Genomic DNA, 14,282 nt, shown 5'->3' on the forward strand with positions numbered 1-14,282 from the left:
TGGGAACATTGGAAACCATGGCAGACAAGGCATCGACGAACCCAGTGATCACCATCGTGACCGGAGGAGACCCGTACCTCAACGACCAGACCACCCGGGACCTGTGCGGCAAGGCGCTGCGCCGCCACCCCGACGCCGAACTCGTCGAACTCGACGCATCGACATGCGACCGCTACGCCTTCGACGAAGCCGTCAGCCCATCCCTGCTCTCCGAATGCGCGGTGGTCAGAATCGACAACCTGCAGAACGCCGACGACAAGCTCGGCGAAGCCATCGTCAACTACTGCCGACAGGCCAAAACCCATCCCAATGACGCCAGCCCGGTCATCTGCCGTCACGAAGGAGGCATGAAAGGCAAACGGCTCATCGACCAGCTCGTCAAAGCCGGCGCACGGCAGCAGCCGGTACCCGACCTCAAAAAAGCGGAGGCGAAACTCAACTTCGTCGTCGGCAGGTTCGAACAGCAGCACCGGCGCATCGACCCCATGGCCGCCCAACAGCTGGTCGCCGTACTCGGCGAACGCACCGGCGAACTGGCCGCCATGTGCGACCAGCTGTGCTTCGACTTCGACGACAACCCCATCGGCCTGGAACGCGTCAACCAATACCTCACCTCCAACCCGCAGGTCACCGGCTTCGCCGTCGCCGACAAAGCCATCGAAGGCCGCGCCGCACAAGCCATCATCGACATGCGCTCCGCGGTCGAACAAGGCACCGACCCCATCGCGCTCATCGGGGCGCTCGCCATGAAACTGCGCACCCTCGCGAAGGCGTCCGCGGTACGGTCCGGCACCATCACCGCCGCGCAGGCGAAAACCAACCCATGGGTGCTGAAAAACGCCACACGGCAGCTGTCCGGATGGACCTCCGACGGCTTGGCACGATGCATCCGGCAGCTCGCATGGGCCGACGAGCAAAGCAAGACGAACGGCGGCGACCCCATATACGCGCTGGAGACCTGCATCGAACTCATCAGCCACAAAGGCCGGCAAACCCGGTAAATACAAATCCGCGACGAGGAGACGACGACACATATGAACACGACGACCATCAACGTGCCCACCGGACAGGACATGCGCGACCTGGGGCAAGCCGTGGCCAATGCAGTGCACGGCGGCGACGTGCTGCTCCTGTCAGGACCATTGGGAGCGGGGAAAACCACGTTCGCACAAGGATTCGGCCGAGCATTGGGCATCGAAGGGCCCATCGTCTCGCCCACCTTCACCATCGCCCGCGAACTCGACGGACGATTCCGCGACGGCACGCCTGCCCACCTGATCCACGTCGACGCCTACCGGCTCGGCGGCAACGCCTACGCCCCCGGACAGGACGCCGCCGACAGGCTCCTCGACGAACTCGAATCCATCGGACTCGACGAGGAGCTCGAAGACCCCGGCGAGCACACGGTCATCCTCATGGAATGGGGCGAACAGATGGCGGCGGCCCTCGCCCCCGAACGGCTCGACATCCACATCGCACGCCCGCTCGACCTGCACGCCGATTCCGGCGCCCGGCAGGAAGACGGCGAACTCACCGGCGACGGCACGCGCATCGTGACCCTGACCCCCGTCGGACCATCATGGGAACACCGCTCGTGGGACTCCTCGTTGTACACTCACAACGGACTGGCAAGACCGGCATGACGGAACCATGACCGGCGACGGCGGCAAACGGAGAGGAGCGGCAATGGGCTGCACATTGGTGATCGACACGTCATTCGGCTCGACGGTAGGCATCGTAGGACACGAGCCGATCATCGAAACCGACTCACGCACCCACGTGGAACGCCTGCAGACGAACATCGCGACAGCGGTGCAACAGGCAGGACACAAGCCACACGACATCGACACCATCATCGTCGGCACCGGCCCCGCACCATTCACCGGACTACGCGCCGGCATCGTCGCCGCCAAGGCACTCGCCTTCGCCACCGGCGCACGGCTCATCGGCCACGACATCCTCGAGCCGCAGGTACGCTGGAACCTCATCCGCCGCGGTGAAACCGCCGCACATGACAGTTCCAAGCCGCGGCGCGTACTCACACTCGCCGTCAACGACGCACGCCGCAAGCAGCTCTACTTCGCGCTCTACGACAGCACGACCGCCGACGACGCGGCGCAGGACGAGACAGCAGCGCACGATGCCACAGTGCGCACGCTCATCGACATGGACATCGACTACCCGAACGCCATCGTCGAGCGGGTGAACGCCGTCACACAGACGATCGACGGCGATGCCGTCATCGACGTCATCGGCCACGGCGCGACACGATACGCGGATATCCTGCGCGGCATCGCACACCTCGGCGACATCACCGACGACTCCGTGCTCGACCAGGGCGGCCGCGGGCTCGCCGTGTTCGCCGCCGACGCCCAAGCAGCATATGCGCAGCGGCCCGACGCCCCGGTCGAACCACTGTACCTGCGCAGACCGGACGCCGAAGTGCCGGCGCCCCTCAAACACGTGCTCGGCCACGAAGGCGCCGAAAGGACCGCCTGATGCTGGTCGACTACACAGCCATGGAGCGAGAGACCGCGGTGACGGCCATGACCCGGCTCGAACAGGAACTGTTCGGCCGCCACGCATGGGACCGGCAGACAGTCGCCGACGAACTCGCCGCTCCGGCACGCACCTACATCTTCGACGTCGATGACAACAGCATCGACCAGAGCGACATCGACTCCGCCTCCATCTCCGACGCCGCCGTGCGCGGATTCGCCGGATACTGGTATGACGGCGAAGACGCCGAAATCATGGACGTCGGCGTCTCGGCTGCACACCAACGGCAAGGCATCGCCACAAACCTCATGCGCCACATCATCGAACACGCACGAGCCCAGGGCGCACGGCGCATGCTCCTCGAAGTCAGCGTCGAAAACACGCCCGCGATGACACTGTACCGAAACCTCGGATTCCAACGCATCGGACTGCGCCGCCGCTACTATCAGCCCGAAGGCATCGACGCGCTCGTCATGGCACTCGACCTGGCACCGCATATCGTCGGTTTCACGGCAGTGCAGTCCACAACGACGCAGTCCACAACGACGCAACCAACGACAGCAGGCACGGCAGAGAAAGAACAGAACCAATGAGCGAACCCATCGTACTCGGCATCGAATCCACCTGCGACGAAACCGCCGCAGCCATCGTACAAGGACGCACACTACGCTCCAACGTCGTCGCATCCTCCATGGAGGAACACGCACGATACGGCGGCGTCATCCCCGAAATCGCCTCACGCGCCCACGCCGAAGCCTTCGTCCCCTGCGTATCCAAGGCGCTCGCCGACGCGGACATGACCCTTGACGACATCGACGCCATAGCCGTGTCCGCAGGCCCCGGCCTCGCCGGCTGCCTCGCCGTCGGCGTCTCCGGCGCGAAGGCCCTCGCCTGGGCCTCCGGCAAGCCGATCTACGGCATCAACCACGTCATCGGGCATATCGCGGTCACCCAGCTGCAGTTCGGCCCGTTCCCCAAGGACACGCTCGCGCTGATCGTCTCCGGCGGGCACACGTCGCTGCTGCATGTAGACGATGTCGCGCGCCATATCGACGTGGTGGGCACCACGCTTGACGACGCGGCGGGGGAGTGCTTCGACAAGGTGGCGCGCCTGCTCGGCTTCCCCTACCCGGGCGGTCCGCACATCGACCGTCACGCGCGGCAGGGCGACCCTAAGGCCATCCGCGTGCCGCAGGGACTCACCCAAGGCAAGGCGGGCGCGGCGCATCCGTACGATTTCAGCTTCTCCGGGGTGAAGACCGCGGTGGCACGCTGGATCGAGCAGGAACAGGCCATGGGTCATGAGATCCCCATTGACGACGTGTGCGCCTCGCTGGCCGACTCCGTGGCGACCGTGCTCGCGAAAAAGGCCATGCGTGGCTGCGAGCAGTATGGTTCCGATACGCTGATCGTCGGCGGCGGTTTTTCCGCCAATTCGCAGCTGCGCGCGAAACTGCTTGAATACGGGCGCAGCCACGGCGTCGAGGTGCGCATCCCCGAGATCAAGCTGTGCACGGACAACGGCGCCATGGTGGCCATGCTGGGCGTGAATCTGGTGGAGGCAGGCGTCAGGCCCAGCGACCCCGGATTCTCCATCGACTCCGCCATGCCGCTGGATAAGATCTGCATGTGATGTGTTGGTCGTGCTGTGCGTCCGTGACGTCACGCACGCACAGCAGCATGACGGGCAGCGCAAGGGATGATGGGACCCACGACAGCCTTATCGCCGCAATGATCGCGTCCGTTCGCGCCGCTAATCGCGCCGCCGCGACCACCGACCACCGCGTGACCGCAGCATGGTCACGGCACAATGCGGATATCGCCGCAGACGGCACCGCCGCACAATCCTCACCGCATCGGCCGATGATTGGGACACGACGCCGAAACCGCGGTTTCGTGCCTCGCGTCCCACGGCCCATTGGGACGCGCGCCCATGCAACCGGTCACATGCTCTCCCGTACCACGGAATCATGGGACGCGAACCCAGGTGACCGATCACATCGTCTCCCGTCCCACAGGCCATTGGGGCGGGGGAGGAAAACAGGCGATTCCGCCGCCGCGTCCCACGTGCGGCGCCGACTCATCGGCCGCATCGCAGTATGGGTTCAGGGGTTAAGTAAAGAAACGTGGGTCTTTCCAGTCTGAAGTATTCTCCCGTCTTGCGCGTCGGGGAGATTATACGCCGCATCATGTTCATACGAAAAATCCCTCCGGCGTGATGCCGGAGGGATTGTCTTGTGGCTCCTGCGGCTGGGCTTGAACCAGCGACCGTCCGATTAACAGTCGGATGCTCTGCCAACTGAGCTACGCAGGAATGTTTTCCTGTGACAGCCTTGCGCTGTGCACAAGAGATAACTATTACATAGTTGGTTCGGTTATGCAAATCATCGGCGTGTCGCAACTGTGATTTGGTTTGTGTGGGCTGATGAGGACGGAAGAAAGGGGGATTCGCCCCCGCTGGCGGGGGCTGTCAGCTTTGCTGACTGAGGGTGGTTTCCGGGTTGGCTACAGAGGGAGAGGACTCCCTCGGCCTTCGCTACGCTCAGACAGTTCCCGCCAGCGGAAGCGTCATGTCACGCGAATGGGAGCGACTGGTTTCGTTGATGTTTGCGGGTAGGGCTCTTGTTTTGACTTGTAACTCGAGAGTCCTGCTCTCGAAACGCAAAAGGCCTCTTCAGCCGATACTGAAGAGGCCTTTTATGGCTCCTGCGGCTGGGCTTGAACCAGCGACCGTCCGATTAACAGTCGGATGCTCTGCCAACTGAGCTACGCAGGAATATTTCCTGTGCCGAGCTAACTGCTGTGCACAAGATGAATATAATACACACATTCATCGTTGGCGCAAGTTGAGTGGGCGTACGGCGTGGCGCAAGTATTTGCAACGGTTTTCGTTCGTTGCTTCCATGTTCAGCGCTGTCGGTTGAACCGGTTTTCGCGCCTGATTGTGCGATTCGCGTGTCGGATTCATGCATTGCTGCGAATACCTGCCCACGCCGGCAGCCGATGGCAAACTGCTCAAATGACGGCGACACGCCGAAGACGGCGAAAACCCGTAAGCTCCGACCACATACCCTGGTTCGGCTTGCATGCCGGCGCGGCGCGATGTCACGCTGGATGCACGGCGGTCGAACGAGCCGCCTGCGATTGGGGGTGCACAATGACATTGGGGGATTGGCCGGGAAGGTTCTCTGGCGACCGGTCGGCGCGCAGGCGAAGGCTCTGGCTGTATCGCAGGAGTCTTCGCCGCTGGAGATATGCCAGACGGGCCGCCTGCCTGGCATGTATGGGGTGCCTGTCGGCGATGGCGCTGCTCATGGGCGGCGTGCCGTCCAGTGCGGTCGGGGCGCGTGCCGCAGGGGGAGCGGCGTCTTCATGCGGCGGCGGCTGGGTCTGGCCGCTCGGGCGGCCGCAAGTCGCCGCGGCATACGATCCGCCTGACAAGCCCTGGCTGGCAGGCCATCGTGGCGTCGATCTGAAGGCGGCTGAAGGCGACGTGATACGCGCTCCATCCGATGGCGTCGTGCGGTTCTCCGGCTCGGTCGGCGGCAAGGCGGTGGTCAGCATCGACCATGGCGGCCTGGTGTCGTCGTTCGAGCCGGCCCGTACCGATCTGGCAGTTGGCGAGCACGTGCGCAGGGGCGAGAGTTTCGCGCGAATCGAGGGGACGTCCGACCATTGCGATGGTGCGTGCCTGCACTGGGGAGTGAAACGTGGGGGAGCGGCGACGGGTGCGGACTCCCCGCGTGCGTCGTACTTGGACCCGCAATCCCGGATCGGCGGCCATCGCATGGGACTCAAGCCGGTGCTCGAATGAATGGCCTTGAGCGTCGGCGAATGTGCCTTGACCGTTGTGGCGCTCCCCCAGTCACGGCTACGCCGTGCCAGCCCCCTCCACCGAGGGGGCCGAGGGGTGCGGGTGTGTCACGCCGCTCGTGTTTCTCACCGGACTGACGACCGAGCCGAGGGCCAAGGAGGCCGAGGGAGGGGCATGGGCGCGTCACATCGGCCGGCTGTAACCAGGAATCAGAGTCCTGCCTCGGCCATCGAGATGTACCCGGTGTCGATCATCGTGCTCTTCAGGTTCGACGCGCTGACAGCCAGCAGGTCCACGCGGATGGTCGGCACCAGTGTCTTCTTGGATGACGCGCCGGCATAGCGCTCCCTCGCCAGGTCGGTTATCCCGGTGAGGGATTCTCCGTTGTTGAGCGCGGCGGTCACCTTCGCGAGGTCCTCGGCGATGCGCTGCCTGTTCTCCAATGCGGTCATCCATTGCCTGCCGTTGACGATCTGCGGTATCTGGTCCAGATACGCGCCGTATCCGGTGATGATCGGCCACTGGGCTTCCTTGCTGTCGGAGTCGTCGCCGGCGTTCTCCTCCGGAGCCTTGATCGGATCGGGCACCTTGCCGCGCTGCAGGTCGTGCTTGCCGGTGATGTTGTCGACGATGCCGGGCAGCGTGATCGAAGGGTTGATGTCGGCGGCCGTACCAGTGTAGCCGAGCTTGTCAAATGCCTCGGTGACGCCGGACGCCACATAGTCGTTCATCGCGATGATGCCGTCGATGCGCGTATGCTCGCCGTCCTTGGCGCCGCTCAGCCTGGCGTCGAGCTCGTCGGTGATGTTCGAGTCCTTGGCGGCGTCGAACGCCACGTTCCTCCATTGCGCCGCGGTGGTGCCGGCCGTCAGCAGACCCGAAGGGCTGTATGCCTTGCCCTGCTTGAAATACGGTTGCAACACCGACCATGCGCCGGCGAAGGCGTCCTTGGCGAACGCCGCGTCCTCGGTCTTCTCGGCGCCGTCCTCGTCGGTGCTGGCGCTGTAGGGGAGCAGGATCTCGATGGCCTTCGGATTGTCCTTGCTGATGGTGTCCAGCTGCAGCTTGTCCACCAGCTTGTCGGCCTGAATAGCCCCGATGCGCTGCGCGGTGGAGAGCTCCACGAACGCGTCCGGCGTGAAGCCGTCGAGCGCATTGGCCATGAGCACGACATGCATGCCGGATTCCTTGGCCAGCTGCAATGCGTTGACGAGCCGCTGCTCCGCGTCGCTGTCGTCGTCGCCGGCGGCGTCTCCGTCGTCGGCTGGTCGGCTGGCGTAGTCGCCGTACTGCCGCGTCGTGTCCGACGTCTCCATGGCCGGCGCGACGATCAGTGTGATGGCTTGCGCCGTGCCGTCCGTGTCCTCTTGGCTGCCGTCGCTCCCAGAGTCCTTGCCCGACACGGCGTGCTTGACGACGTAGTCCTGAATGTCGCGGCTCTGCTTGTCAAGTCCGTCCGACGTCTTTGTGGTGATGTCGGCGTTCTTGAACCCCTGGCTTTTCAGTGCGTCGGTGATGTCCGGCACGAGTTTGGCCCACTTGTTCAACGGGGTGTGCTGGGAGAGCGTGATGCCGTCGGAGGGGGTGAACACCGCGGCCTTGCCGTACTGCTGCACGGATGTCGTGCCTGATTCCTTCTGCGAGGCACCGTTGCCGGGCGTCATCGTGCATCCGGCGACGGACAGCACCACGCCTGCGGTCAGCATGACGACGAACGCTTTGAGACAAGCCGGGATAAGCCGTGATGACATGTGAGCTGCGCCTTTCATCTCTGATGGTCGTATGGAATCGCTGTTCCTCACGATTGTAGTCCCGGGCATGGGAAAGGCCCGCAAGCCGTGTGCGGCACGGTATGCGGGCCTTTCCGAAGAGGGGTGAAACCGGCTGTCGGGGTCAGTCGGCGAGCGCCTTCGCCAGGTTCTCGTCCAGCGCGTTCATGAACCCTTCGGTGTCGAGCCACGGCTGGTCCGGGCCGATGAGCATGGCGAGGTCCTTGGTCATCTGGCCGCCTTCGACCGTGTCGACGATGACCTTCTCCAGCGTTTCGGCGAAGTGACGCACTTCGGGCGTGCCGTCGAGGTCGGCGCGGTGCTTGAGGCCGCCGGTCCATGCGAAGATCGAGGCGATTGGGTTGGTGGAGGTCTTCTCGCCCTTGAGCCAACGGCGGTAGTGGCGGGTCACGGTGCCGTGCGCGGCCTCGGCCTCGACGGTCTGTCCGTCGGGGGTCATGAGCACGGAGGTCATGAGGCCGAGCGAGCCGAAGCCCTGCGCCACGGAATCGGACTGCACGTCGCCGTCGTAGTTCTTGCAGGCCCAGATGTAGCCGCCATGCCACTTGAGGGAGCTGGCGACCATGTCGTCGATGAGGCGGTGCTCGTACGTCAGGCCCTCCGCCTCGAAGCGTTCCTTGTATTCGGTCTCGTAGACCTCGGCGAAGATGTCCTTGAACTGGCCGTCGTACGCCTTGAGGATCGTGTTCTTGGTGGACAGGTACACCGGGTAGTGACGCTTGAGGCCGTAGTTGAAGCACGCCCGCGCGAATCCGCGGATGGAGTCGTTGACGTTGTACTGCACCTGCGCCACGCCGCCGTCCTGGCCGTAGTCGTAGACGACGTGCTGGATCGGCTCGGAGCCGTCTGCGGGCGTGAACGTGACGGTCAGTCGTCCGGCTCCCGGCACCTTGAAGTCGGTCGCCTTGTACTGGTCGCCGAAGGCGTGGCGGGCCACGACGATCGGCTTGGTCCAGCCGGGGACCAGTCGCGGCACGTTGCTCATCACGATCGGCTCGCGGAAGATCGTGCCGCCGAGGATGTTGCGGATGGTGCCGTTGGGGGACTTCCACATCTTCTTCAGGCCGAACTCCTTGACGCGCGCCTCGTCCGGGGTGATGGTGGCGCATTTGACGCCCACGTGCTCGCGCTTGATGGCGTTCGCCGCGTCGATGGTGACCTGATCGTCGGTGGCGTCACGGTTCTGGATGCCCAGATCGTAATAGTCGAGATTCACGTCGAGATACGGCAGGATCAGACGGTCCTTGATGTCCTTCCAGATGACGCGCGTCATTTCGTCGCCGTCAAGCTCGACGACGGTCCCTTCGACCTTGATTTTGGCCATGCGATGCTCCTTTATGAAGATGGATCGGCATATGGGTTCCAGTCTTAGTGCATGTATGTTACCGTTCGCCGCCACGACGCCCGACGCTCCACTATGTGAGACGGTCCGGTCGGCGCAGGGCGACGCGTCCGACCTGCCGCCCGTGTCATCGCCCGGCATTAGCCTTGAAACCATGTCTCAGGAAATTGAAATCGGTTTGGGCAAGAAGGGCCGCATGGCCTATGCCCTGGATGATGTCTCGATCGTGCCTTCGCGGCGTACCCGCGACCCGCAGGACGTGTCCACGGCCTGGCAGATCGACGCCTACGAGTTCGACGTGCCGGTGATCGGCGCTCCCATGGATTCGGTGACGAGTCCGGAGACGGCCATCGCGATGGGCCGCATGGGAGCTCTCGGCGTGCTTGACCTGGAAGGCCTGTGGACGCGGTACGACGACCCGCGCCCCCTGCTCGAGGAGATCGCGTCCCTGCCGGCGGACGTCGCCACCGCGCGCATTCAGGAGATCTACCGCGAGCCGGTCAAGCCGGAGCTCATCACGCAGCGCCTGCACGAGATCCGCGATGCCGGCGTGACCGTCGCCGGTGCGCTCTCCCCGCAGCGCACCCAGCAGTTCTATTCCACCGTGGTCGACGCTGGCGTGGACCTGTTCGTCATCCGCGGCACCGTCGTCTCCGCCGAGCATGTGTCGAGCGACCATGAGCCGCTGAACCTCAAGAAGTTCATCTACGATCTCGACGTGCCCGTAATCGTAGGCGGCGCGGCCAACTACACCGCCGCGCTGCACCTCATGCGCACCGGCGCGGCCGGCGTGCTCGTCGGCTTCGGCGGCGGCGCCGTCTCCGCGACGCGCACCACGATCGGCGTTCACGCGCCGATGGCGACGGCGATCGCCGACGTCGCCGAGGCGCGCAGGGACTACATGGACGAGTCCGGCGGCCGCTACGTGCAGATCATCGCCGACGGCGGCATGGGCGATTCCGGCAGCTTCGTCAAGGCGTTCGCCATGGGCGCCGACGCCGTGATGCTCGGCGCGCCGCTGGCCAGGGCCACCGAGGCTCCCGGCAAGGGTAAGCACTGGGGCGCCGAAGCCCGTCACCAGACGCTGCCGCGCGGTTCGCGCACGGAAGTCGGCACCGTCGGAACGTTGGAGCAGATCCTCTTCGGACCTAGCCACCGTGCGGACGGCCAGGTCAACTACATCGGCGCGCTCAAGCGTGCCATGGCCTCCACGGGCTATGTGGACGTGAAGAGCTTCCAGCGTTGCTCGGTGGTCGTCAACCCCTACCACGCGTGAGCCCCACGGCCTGATCGGCCTCTTCCGTCCGGCTCGCGCTCGTGCGGCTGCACGCGCGCGACTACACAAAAAGGCATCCCCGCATGTTGCGGGGATGCCTTGTCATGTGGTGAGCTTGGATACGGACCCCTTCCGCACATAGGCAAGGGGCGACGACACCGCAATGACGGGGAGAGGAAAGGCCGACGATGACCGTATCCATGAAGATCAGTGACGACTACCCATTCGAGAGGCGACGATGCCCGATGGGCGAGGGGTGCCCGAATAAGGGAGGCTGCCCTCACCGCTATCGCAGCACGCCGGGCAGCCCGCCCAGCCTCGACGGCTTTCTGCGCATGGAATCATCCGATACGCCGGTGCCCTACCATGTCTCCAGCTGCTGTGGGCCGGACAGCATCGACGCCGTGCAGGTCCATGCACTCGTCATGTCGGCGGCGCGCATCGCCTGCATGTCCGCGGACATCATGCGCGGCCAGCTGCCCGCCGGCATGCTCAAGCGTGCGGCCACAGCATCGTGCCTGAAGAAGCTGGAGACGATGGCGCATCTGCTGGAACACCACATGCGCACCCATCCGGAAATCAGGGTGCGGCTCAAGTACTTCCCCGTCATCCCGCACATGCTGTCGGGCATGTTCGTCAGTCCGACCAAGCTCGAGATCTCCGCGCACCTGACGATCGGCAAGGACCACTACTGGTCGAACCTGATCCTCAAACAGGTGGGATGCCGCTGGCTGTGCACCATGTCGGATATCGGCTGACCCATCCGGACCCGACGGCGCGGCGGGCGACGACGGTACGCGGCAATGCCTATAGTGGTACCCATGTTGCGTGAATACACCGTTGATACGATCTACCAGACCACGGATCTGGACACCATCTATTCGCTGCTGGCGAAGCGTGCCGACCGTGATCGTGACGACCTGATCGCCCAATGGCAGGATGATGAGACCCGCCGCTGGCATGACGTCACCGCCGGCGAGATGGACGACCGGGTGCGTGCCGTCGCCAAGGGACTGCTGGGCTTGGGCGTCAAGCCCGGAAGCATGGTGGTCATCTACTCCGCCACCTGCTATGAGTGGGGTGTCGTGGACTTCGCCTGCGCCGCCATCGGCGCGGTCAGCGTGCCGGTATACGAGACGGATTCCATCAAGCAGGCCGGAGGCATCGTCGCCGAGGTCGAGCCCGTCATCGCGTTCGCCGGCGACGACGCCCACGCCCAGACCCTCGAGCAGCTGCGCACGCAGAGCGACAGCCTCAAGTACGTGTTCAACTTCAAGGCGAACGGTCTGGACGCCGTCGCCGACTTCGGCGATGGCGTCAGCGACGGCGAGCTCGACCGTGCCATCGGCCGGGTGCGTGCCGACGACCTGTTCACCATCGTGTACACGTCCGGCTCCACCGGCAAACCGAAGGGCGTGATGCTGTCGCACCGCAACTTCAACCACACCGTGTACAACGGCTACGAGGTGCTCAACGACATGCTCTACCAGCCGAGCCGACTGCTGCTGTTCCTGCCGCTGGCCCACTGCTTCGCGCGGTACATCCAGTACGTGGCGATCGGCTCGCACGGCGTGGTCGGCTACGTGCCCAGCGCCAAGCACCTGCTGGCCGACCTTCGCGGGTTCAAGCCGACGTACCTGCTCGGCGTGCCGCGCGTCTTCGAGAAGGTCTACAACGCGGCCTCCCAGAAGGCCGGCGCCGGTATCAAGGGCCGCCTGTTCGCCAAGGCGTTCCATCATTTCGTCCAATGGTCGAAGGACGAGATGGCCGGCGGCAGGCATTCTCTGGTGGCCCGCATGGAGCACGCGTTCTTCATGAAGACGGTCGGCTCGTCCATCCGTTCGGCGCTCGGCCCGAACATGAAGTACCTCGCCTGCGGCGGCGCGCCGCTCAACGCGGACCTCGCGCACTTCTTCAACGGGTTCGACGGCATCACGTTCATCCAGGGCTACGGCATGACGGAGACGGCGGCCCCCTGCCTGGTGAACTTCCAGGACGCCAACGAGGTCGGCTCGGTCGGCCGCCCGGGATGCATCTCCATCAAGCTGGCCGACGACGACGAGCTGCTGATCAAGGGGCCGAACGTGTTCCTCGGCTACTACAAGCAGCCCGAGCTCACCCGTGAGGCCATGACGTCCGACGGCTGGCTCCACACGGGCGACATCGCCACCATCGACGACAACGGGTTCGTGTTCATCACCGGGCGCAAGAAGGACATCATCATCACCGCCGGCGGCAAGAATATCAGTCCCGCCCCCATGGAGGAGATCATCGACACCTGCCCGATCGTCTCCCATGCCGTGGTGATCGGCGACCGCCGTCCGTTCATCGCCGCGCTCATCGAGCTCGATCCGGAGATGACGCGCTCCTGGCTGTCCTCGCAGAACCTCGACGACCAGGCCCCGATGAGCGAGATCGCGTCCAACGACGCGGTGCGAGCGCTCGTCCAGCAGTATGTCGACAAGGCGAACGCCAACGTGTCGCGCGCCGAGTCCGTGCGCAAGTTCGTCATCCTCGATGAGGAGTTCACCCAGGAGAACGGCACGCTCACCCCGAGCATGAAGGTCGTGCGCCCCAAGGTGCTGCAGCGGTACGCCGACGTGATCGACACCATGATCTACGCTCCGAAGAACGCCGCCAAGCCGCTGCCGGCCACCGTGAAGATCCTCGACCGGACCACCGAGACCGTCAAGCAGTCCTCCGAGACCGTCAAGCAGGCGCTGGACCAGGCGAAGACGAAGATCCGGTTCATCAAGGACGACGATGACCAGAATGACGGCGGCAGGAACGCCGAAGACCAGGGCGAAGCCGCGCAGGCCGCCGAGTCGGCGGACGGAGCCGCGGCCCCCGAGGAAACCAACGAGGAGAAGTGATACACCAATGGCCATTCGTGAGATCAGAGTAGTGCCCGACCCCGTGCTGCGCACGCCGTGCGACCCCATTCGCGAGATCACCCCGGCGGTCCGCCGTCTCGTGGAGGACCTGCTGGACACGGTCAACGACCCCGGCCGTGCGGGCGTGTCCGCCAATCAGATCGGCGTCAGCCTTCGCGCGTTCTCGTACAACGTCGACGGCAAGATCGGCTACGTGCTCAACCCCGTGCTCGAGGAGACGCGAGGCGAACAGTACGGCGACGAAGGCTGCCTGTCGGTTCCCGGACTGTGGTACAAGACGAAGCGCGCGGACTATGCGCGCGTGCGCGGCATCGACCTCGACGGCAAAGAGGTCGTGCTCGAAGGCAGCGGTCTGATGGGCCGCATGCTCCAGCATGAGACCGACCATCTGGACGGCCACGTCTACCTCGACCGTCTGGAGAAGGAGGAGCGCCGCGCCGCGATGCGCTACATGCGCGCGCACGCGGCCTGACATCCGTCCATGGGCCGTGTGGCCGGGTCTGCCGCCGAACGTTCGCCGCGGCAGATCCAGCCACACGGCACCGTGTTTATTTATCTGATGGGTTGAGTGGCGACGCTGACGCTCGCACCATGCGTGGTGTTGTTTGAAAACCTACGCGTGGGAGGGGACTTCAGCGTGTGGCGCGTCGTGCGGCGCGTTTGCGGT

Annotated in this window: 12 protein-coding genes and 2 tRNA genes; 10 read left to right on the top strand and 4 right to left on the bottom strand. The window is 64.6% G+C overall.

Annotated features, from left to right (window positions below; all coding sequences use genetic code 11):
• Positions 1–17 precede the first annotated feature (17 nt).
• Genes holA through tsaD form a run of 5 tightly spaced genes read left to right on the top strand, consistent with a single transcriptional unit; the run spans position 18 to position 4,132 of the window.
• Positions 18–1,001: a DNA polymerase III subunit delta gene (gene holA / locus F7D09_RS02850; RefSeq protein ID WP_193312298.1), complete on the top strand. Its 984-nt coding sequence runs from the start codon at positions 18–20 to the stop codon at positions 999–1,001.
• Positions 1,002–1,034: 33 nt separating this feature from the next.
• Positions 1,035–1,643: a tRNA (adenosine(37)-N6)-threonylcarbamoyltransferase complex ATPase subunit type 1 TsaE gene (gene tsaE / locus F7D09_RS02855; RefSeq protein ID WP_152233918.1), complete on the top strand. Its 609-nt coding sequence runs from the start codon at positions 1,035–1,037 to the stop codon at positions 1,641–1,643.
• Between the two features lie 43 nt (positions 1,644–1,686).
• Positions 1,687–2,499 carry a tRNA (adenosine(37)-N6)-threonylcarbamoyltransferase complex dimerization subunit type 1 TsaB gene (gene tsaB / locus F7D09_RS02860; protein ID WP_152233919.1) on the top strand — a complete coding sequence of 271 codons (813 nt, stop codon included), beginning with the start codon at positions 1,687–1,689 and terminating at the stop codon, positions 2,497–2,499.
• The gene (gene rimI / locus F7D09_RS02865; RefSeq protein ID WP_152233920.1) at positions 2,499–3,092 is read left to right on the top strand and encodes a ribosomal protein S18-alanine N-acetyltransferase; all 594 of its coding nucleotides are present in this window, start codon (positions 2,499–2,501) and stop codon (positions 3,090–3,092) included. Before tsaB ends, rimI begins: the two co-directional genes overlap by 1 nt.
• Positions 3,089–4,132 carry a tRNA (adenosine(37)-N6)-threonylcarbamoyltransferase complex transferase subunit TsaD gene (gene tsaD, locus F7D09_RS02870; protein ID WP_152233921.1) on the top strand — a complete coding sequence of 348 codons (1,044 nt, stop codon included), beginning with the start codon at positions 3,089–3,091 and terminating at the stop codon, positions 4,130–4,132. The genes rimI and tsaD overlap by 4 nt, the downstream gene beginning before the upstream one ends.
• A gap of 605 nt (positions 4,133–4,737) precedes the next feature.
• On the opposite strand, the gene F7D09_RS02875 is transcribed toward tsaD, so the two are convergent.
• Positions 4,738–4,813: transfer RNA gene (locus F7D09_RS02875), tRNA-Asn, on the bottom strand.
• Between the two features lie 386 nt (positions 4,814–5,199).
• A tRNA-Asn gene (locus F7D09_RS02880) sits at positions 5,200–5,275 on the bottom strand.
• A gap of 507 nt (positions 5,276–5,782) precedes the next feature.
• Here F7D09_RS02880 and F7D09_RS11080 point away from each other — a divergent pair.
• Complete coding sequence (locus F7D09_RS11080; RefSeq protein WP_226835893.1) at positions 5,783–6,313, top strand: M23 family metallopeptidase; 531 nt, start codon at positions 5,783–5,785, stop codon at positions 6,311–6,313.
• 209 nt (positions 6,314–6,522) lie between these two features.
• Here F7D09_RS11080 and F7D09_RS02890 read toward each other — a convergent pair whose 3' ends face one another.
• Positions 6,523–8,064: a type 1 periplasmic-binding domain-containing protein gene (locus F7D09_RS02890; protein ID WP_152233923.1), complete on the bottom strand. Its 1,542-nt coding sequence runs from the start codon at positions 8,062–8,064 to the stop codon at positions 6,523–6,525.
• Positions 8,065–8,206: 142 nt separating this feature from the next.
• Positions 8,207–9,427, bottom strand: a complete 1,221-nt coding sequence (locus tag F7D09_RS02895; protein WP_152233924.1) for an NADP-dependent isocitrate dehydrogenase — start codon at positions 9,425–9,427, stop codon at positions 8,207–8,209.
• Positions 9,428–9,599: 172 nt separating this feature from the next.
• Here F7D09_RS02895 and F7D09_RS02900 point away from each other — a divergent pair, with 172 nt between their 5' ends.
• The 4 genes from F7D09_RS02900 to F7D09_RS02915 all read left to right on the top strand — a co-directional run bounded on the left by F7D09_RS02900 (position 9,600) and on the right by F7D09_RS02915 (position 14,087).
• Positions 9,600–10,721 (top strand): GuaB3 family IMP dehydrogenase-related protein, encoded by a 1,122-nt coding sequence (locus F7D09_RS02900; RefSeq protein WP_152233925.1) that lies wholly within the window; start codon positions 9,600–9,602, stop codon positions 10,719–10,721.
• A 188-nt stretch (positions 10,722–10,909) separates the two neighbouring features.
• Entirely contained in the window at positions 10,910–11,479 is a 570-nt protein-coding gene (locus F7D09_RS02905) for a hypothetical protein (RefSeq protein WP_226835895.1), read from the top strand.
• Between the two features lie 63 nt (positions 11,480–11,542).
• Entirely contained in the window at positions 11,543–13,594 is a 2,052-nt protein-coding gene (locus tag F7D09_RS02910; RefSeq protein WP_152233926.1) for an AMP-dependent synthetase/ligase, read from the top strand.
• Between the two features lie 7 nt (positions 13,595–13,601).
• Positions 13,602–14,087 carry a peptide deformylase gene (locus F7D09_RS02915; protein WP_152233927.1) on the top strand — a complete coding sequence of 162 codons (486 nt, stop codon included), beginning with the start codon at positions 13,602–13,604 and terminating at the stop codon, positions 14,085–14,087.
• Positions 14,088–14,282: the final 195 nt, after the last annotated feature.

The sequence above is a fragment of the Bifidobacterium leontopitheci genome, assembly GCF_009193355.1.
Classification (GTDB): Bacteria; Actinomycetota; Actinomycetes; order Actinomycetales; family Bifidobacteriaceae; genus Bifidobacterium; species Bifidobacterium leontopitheci.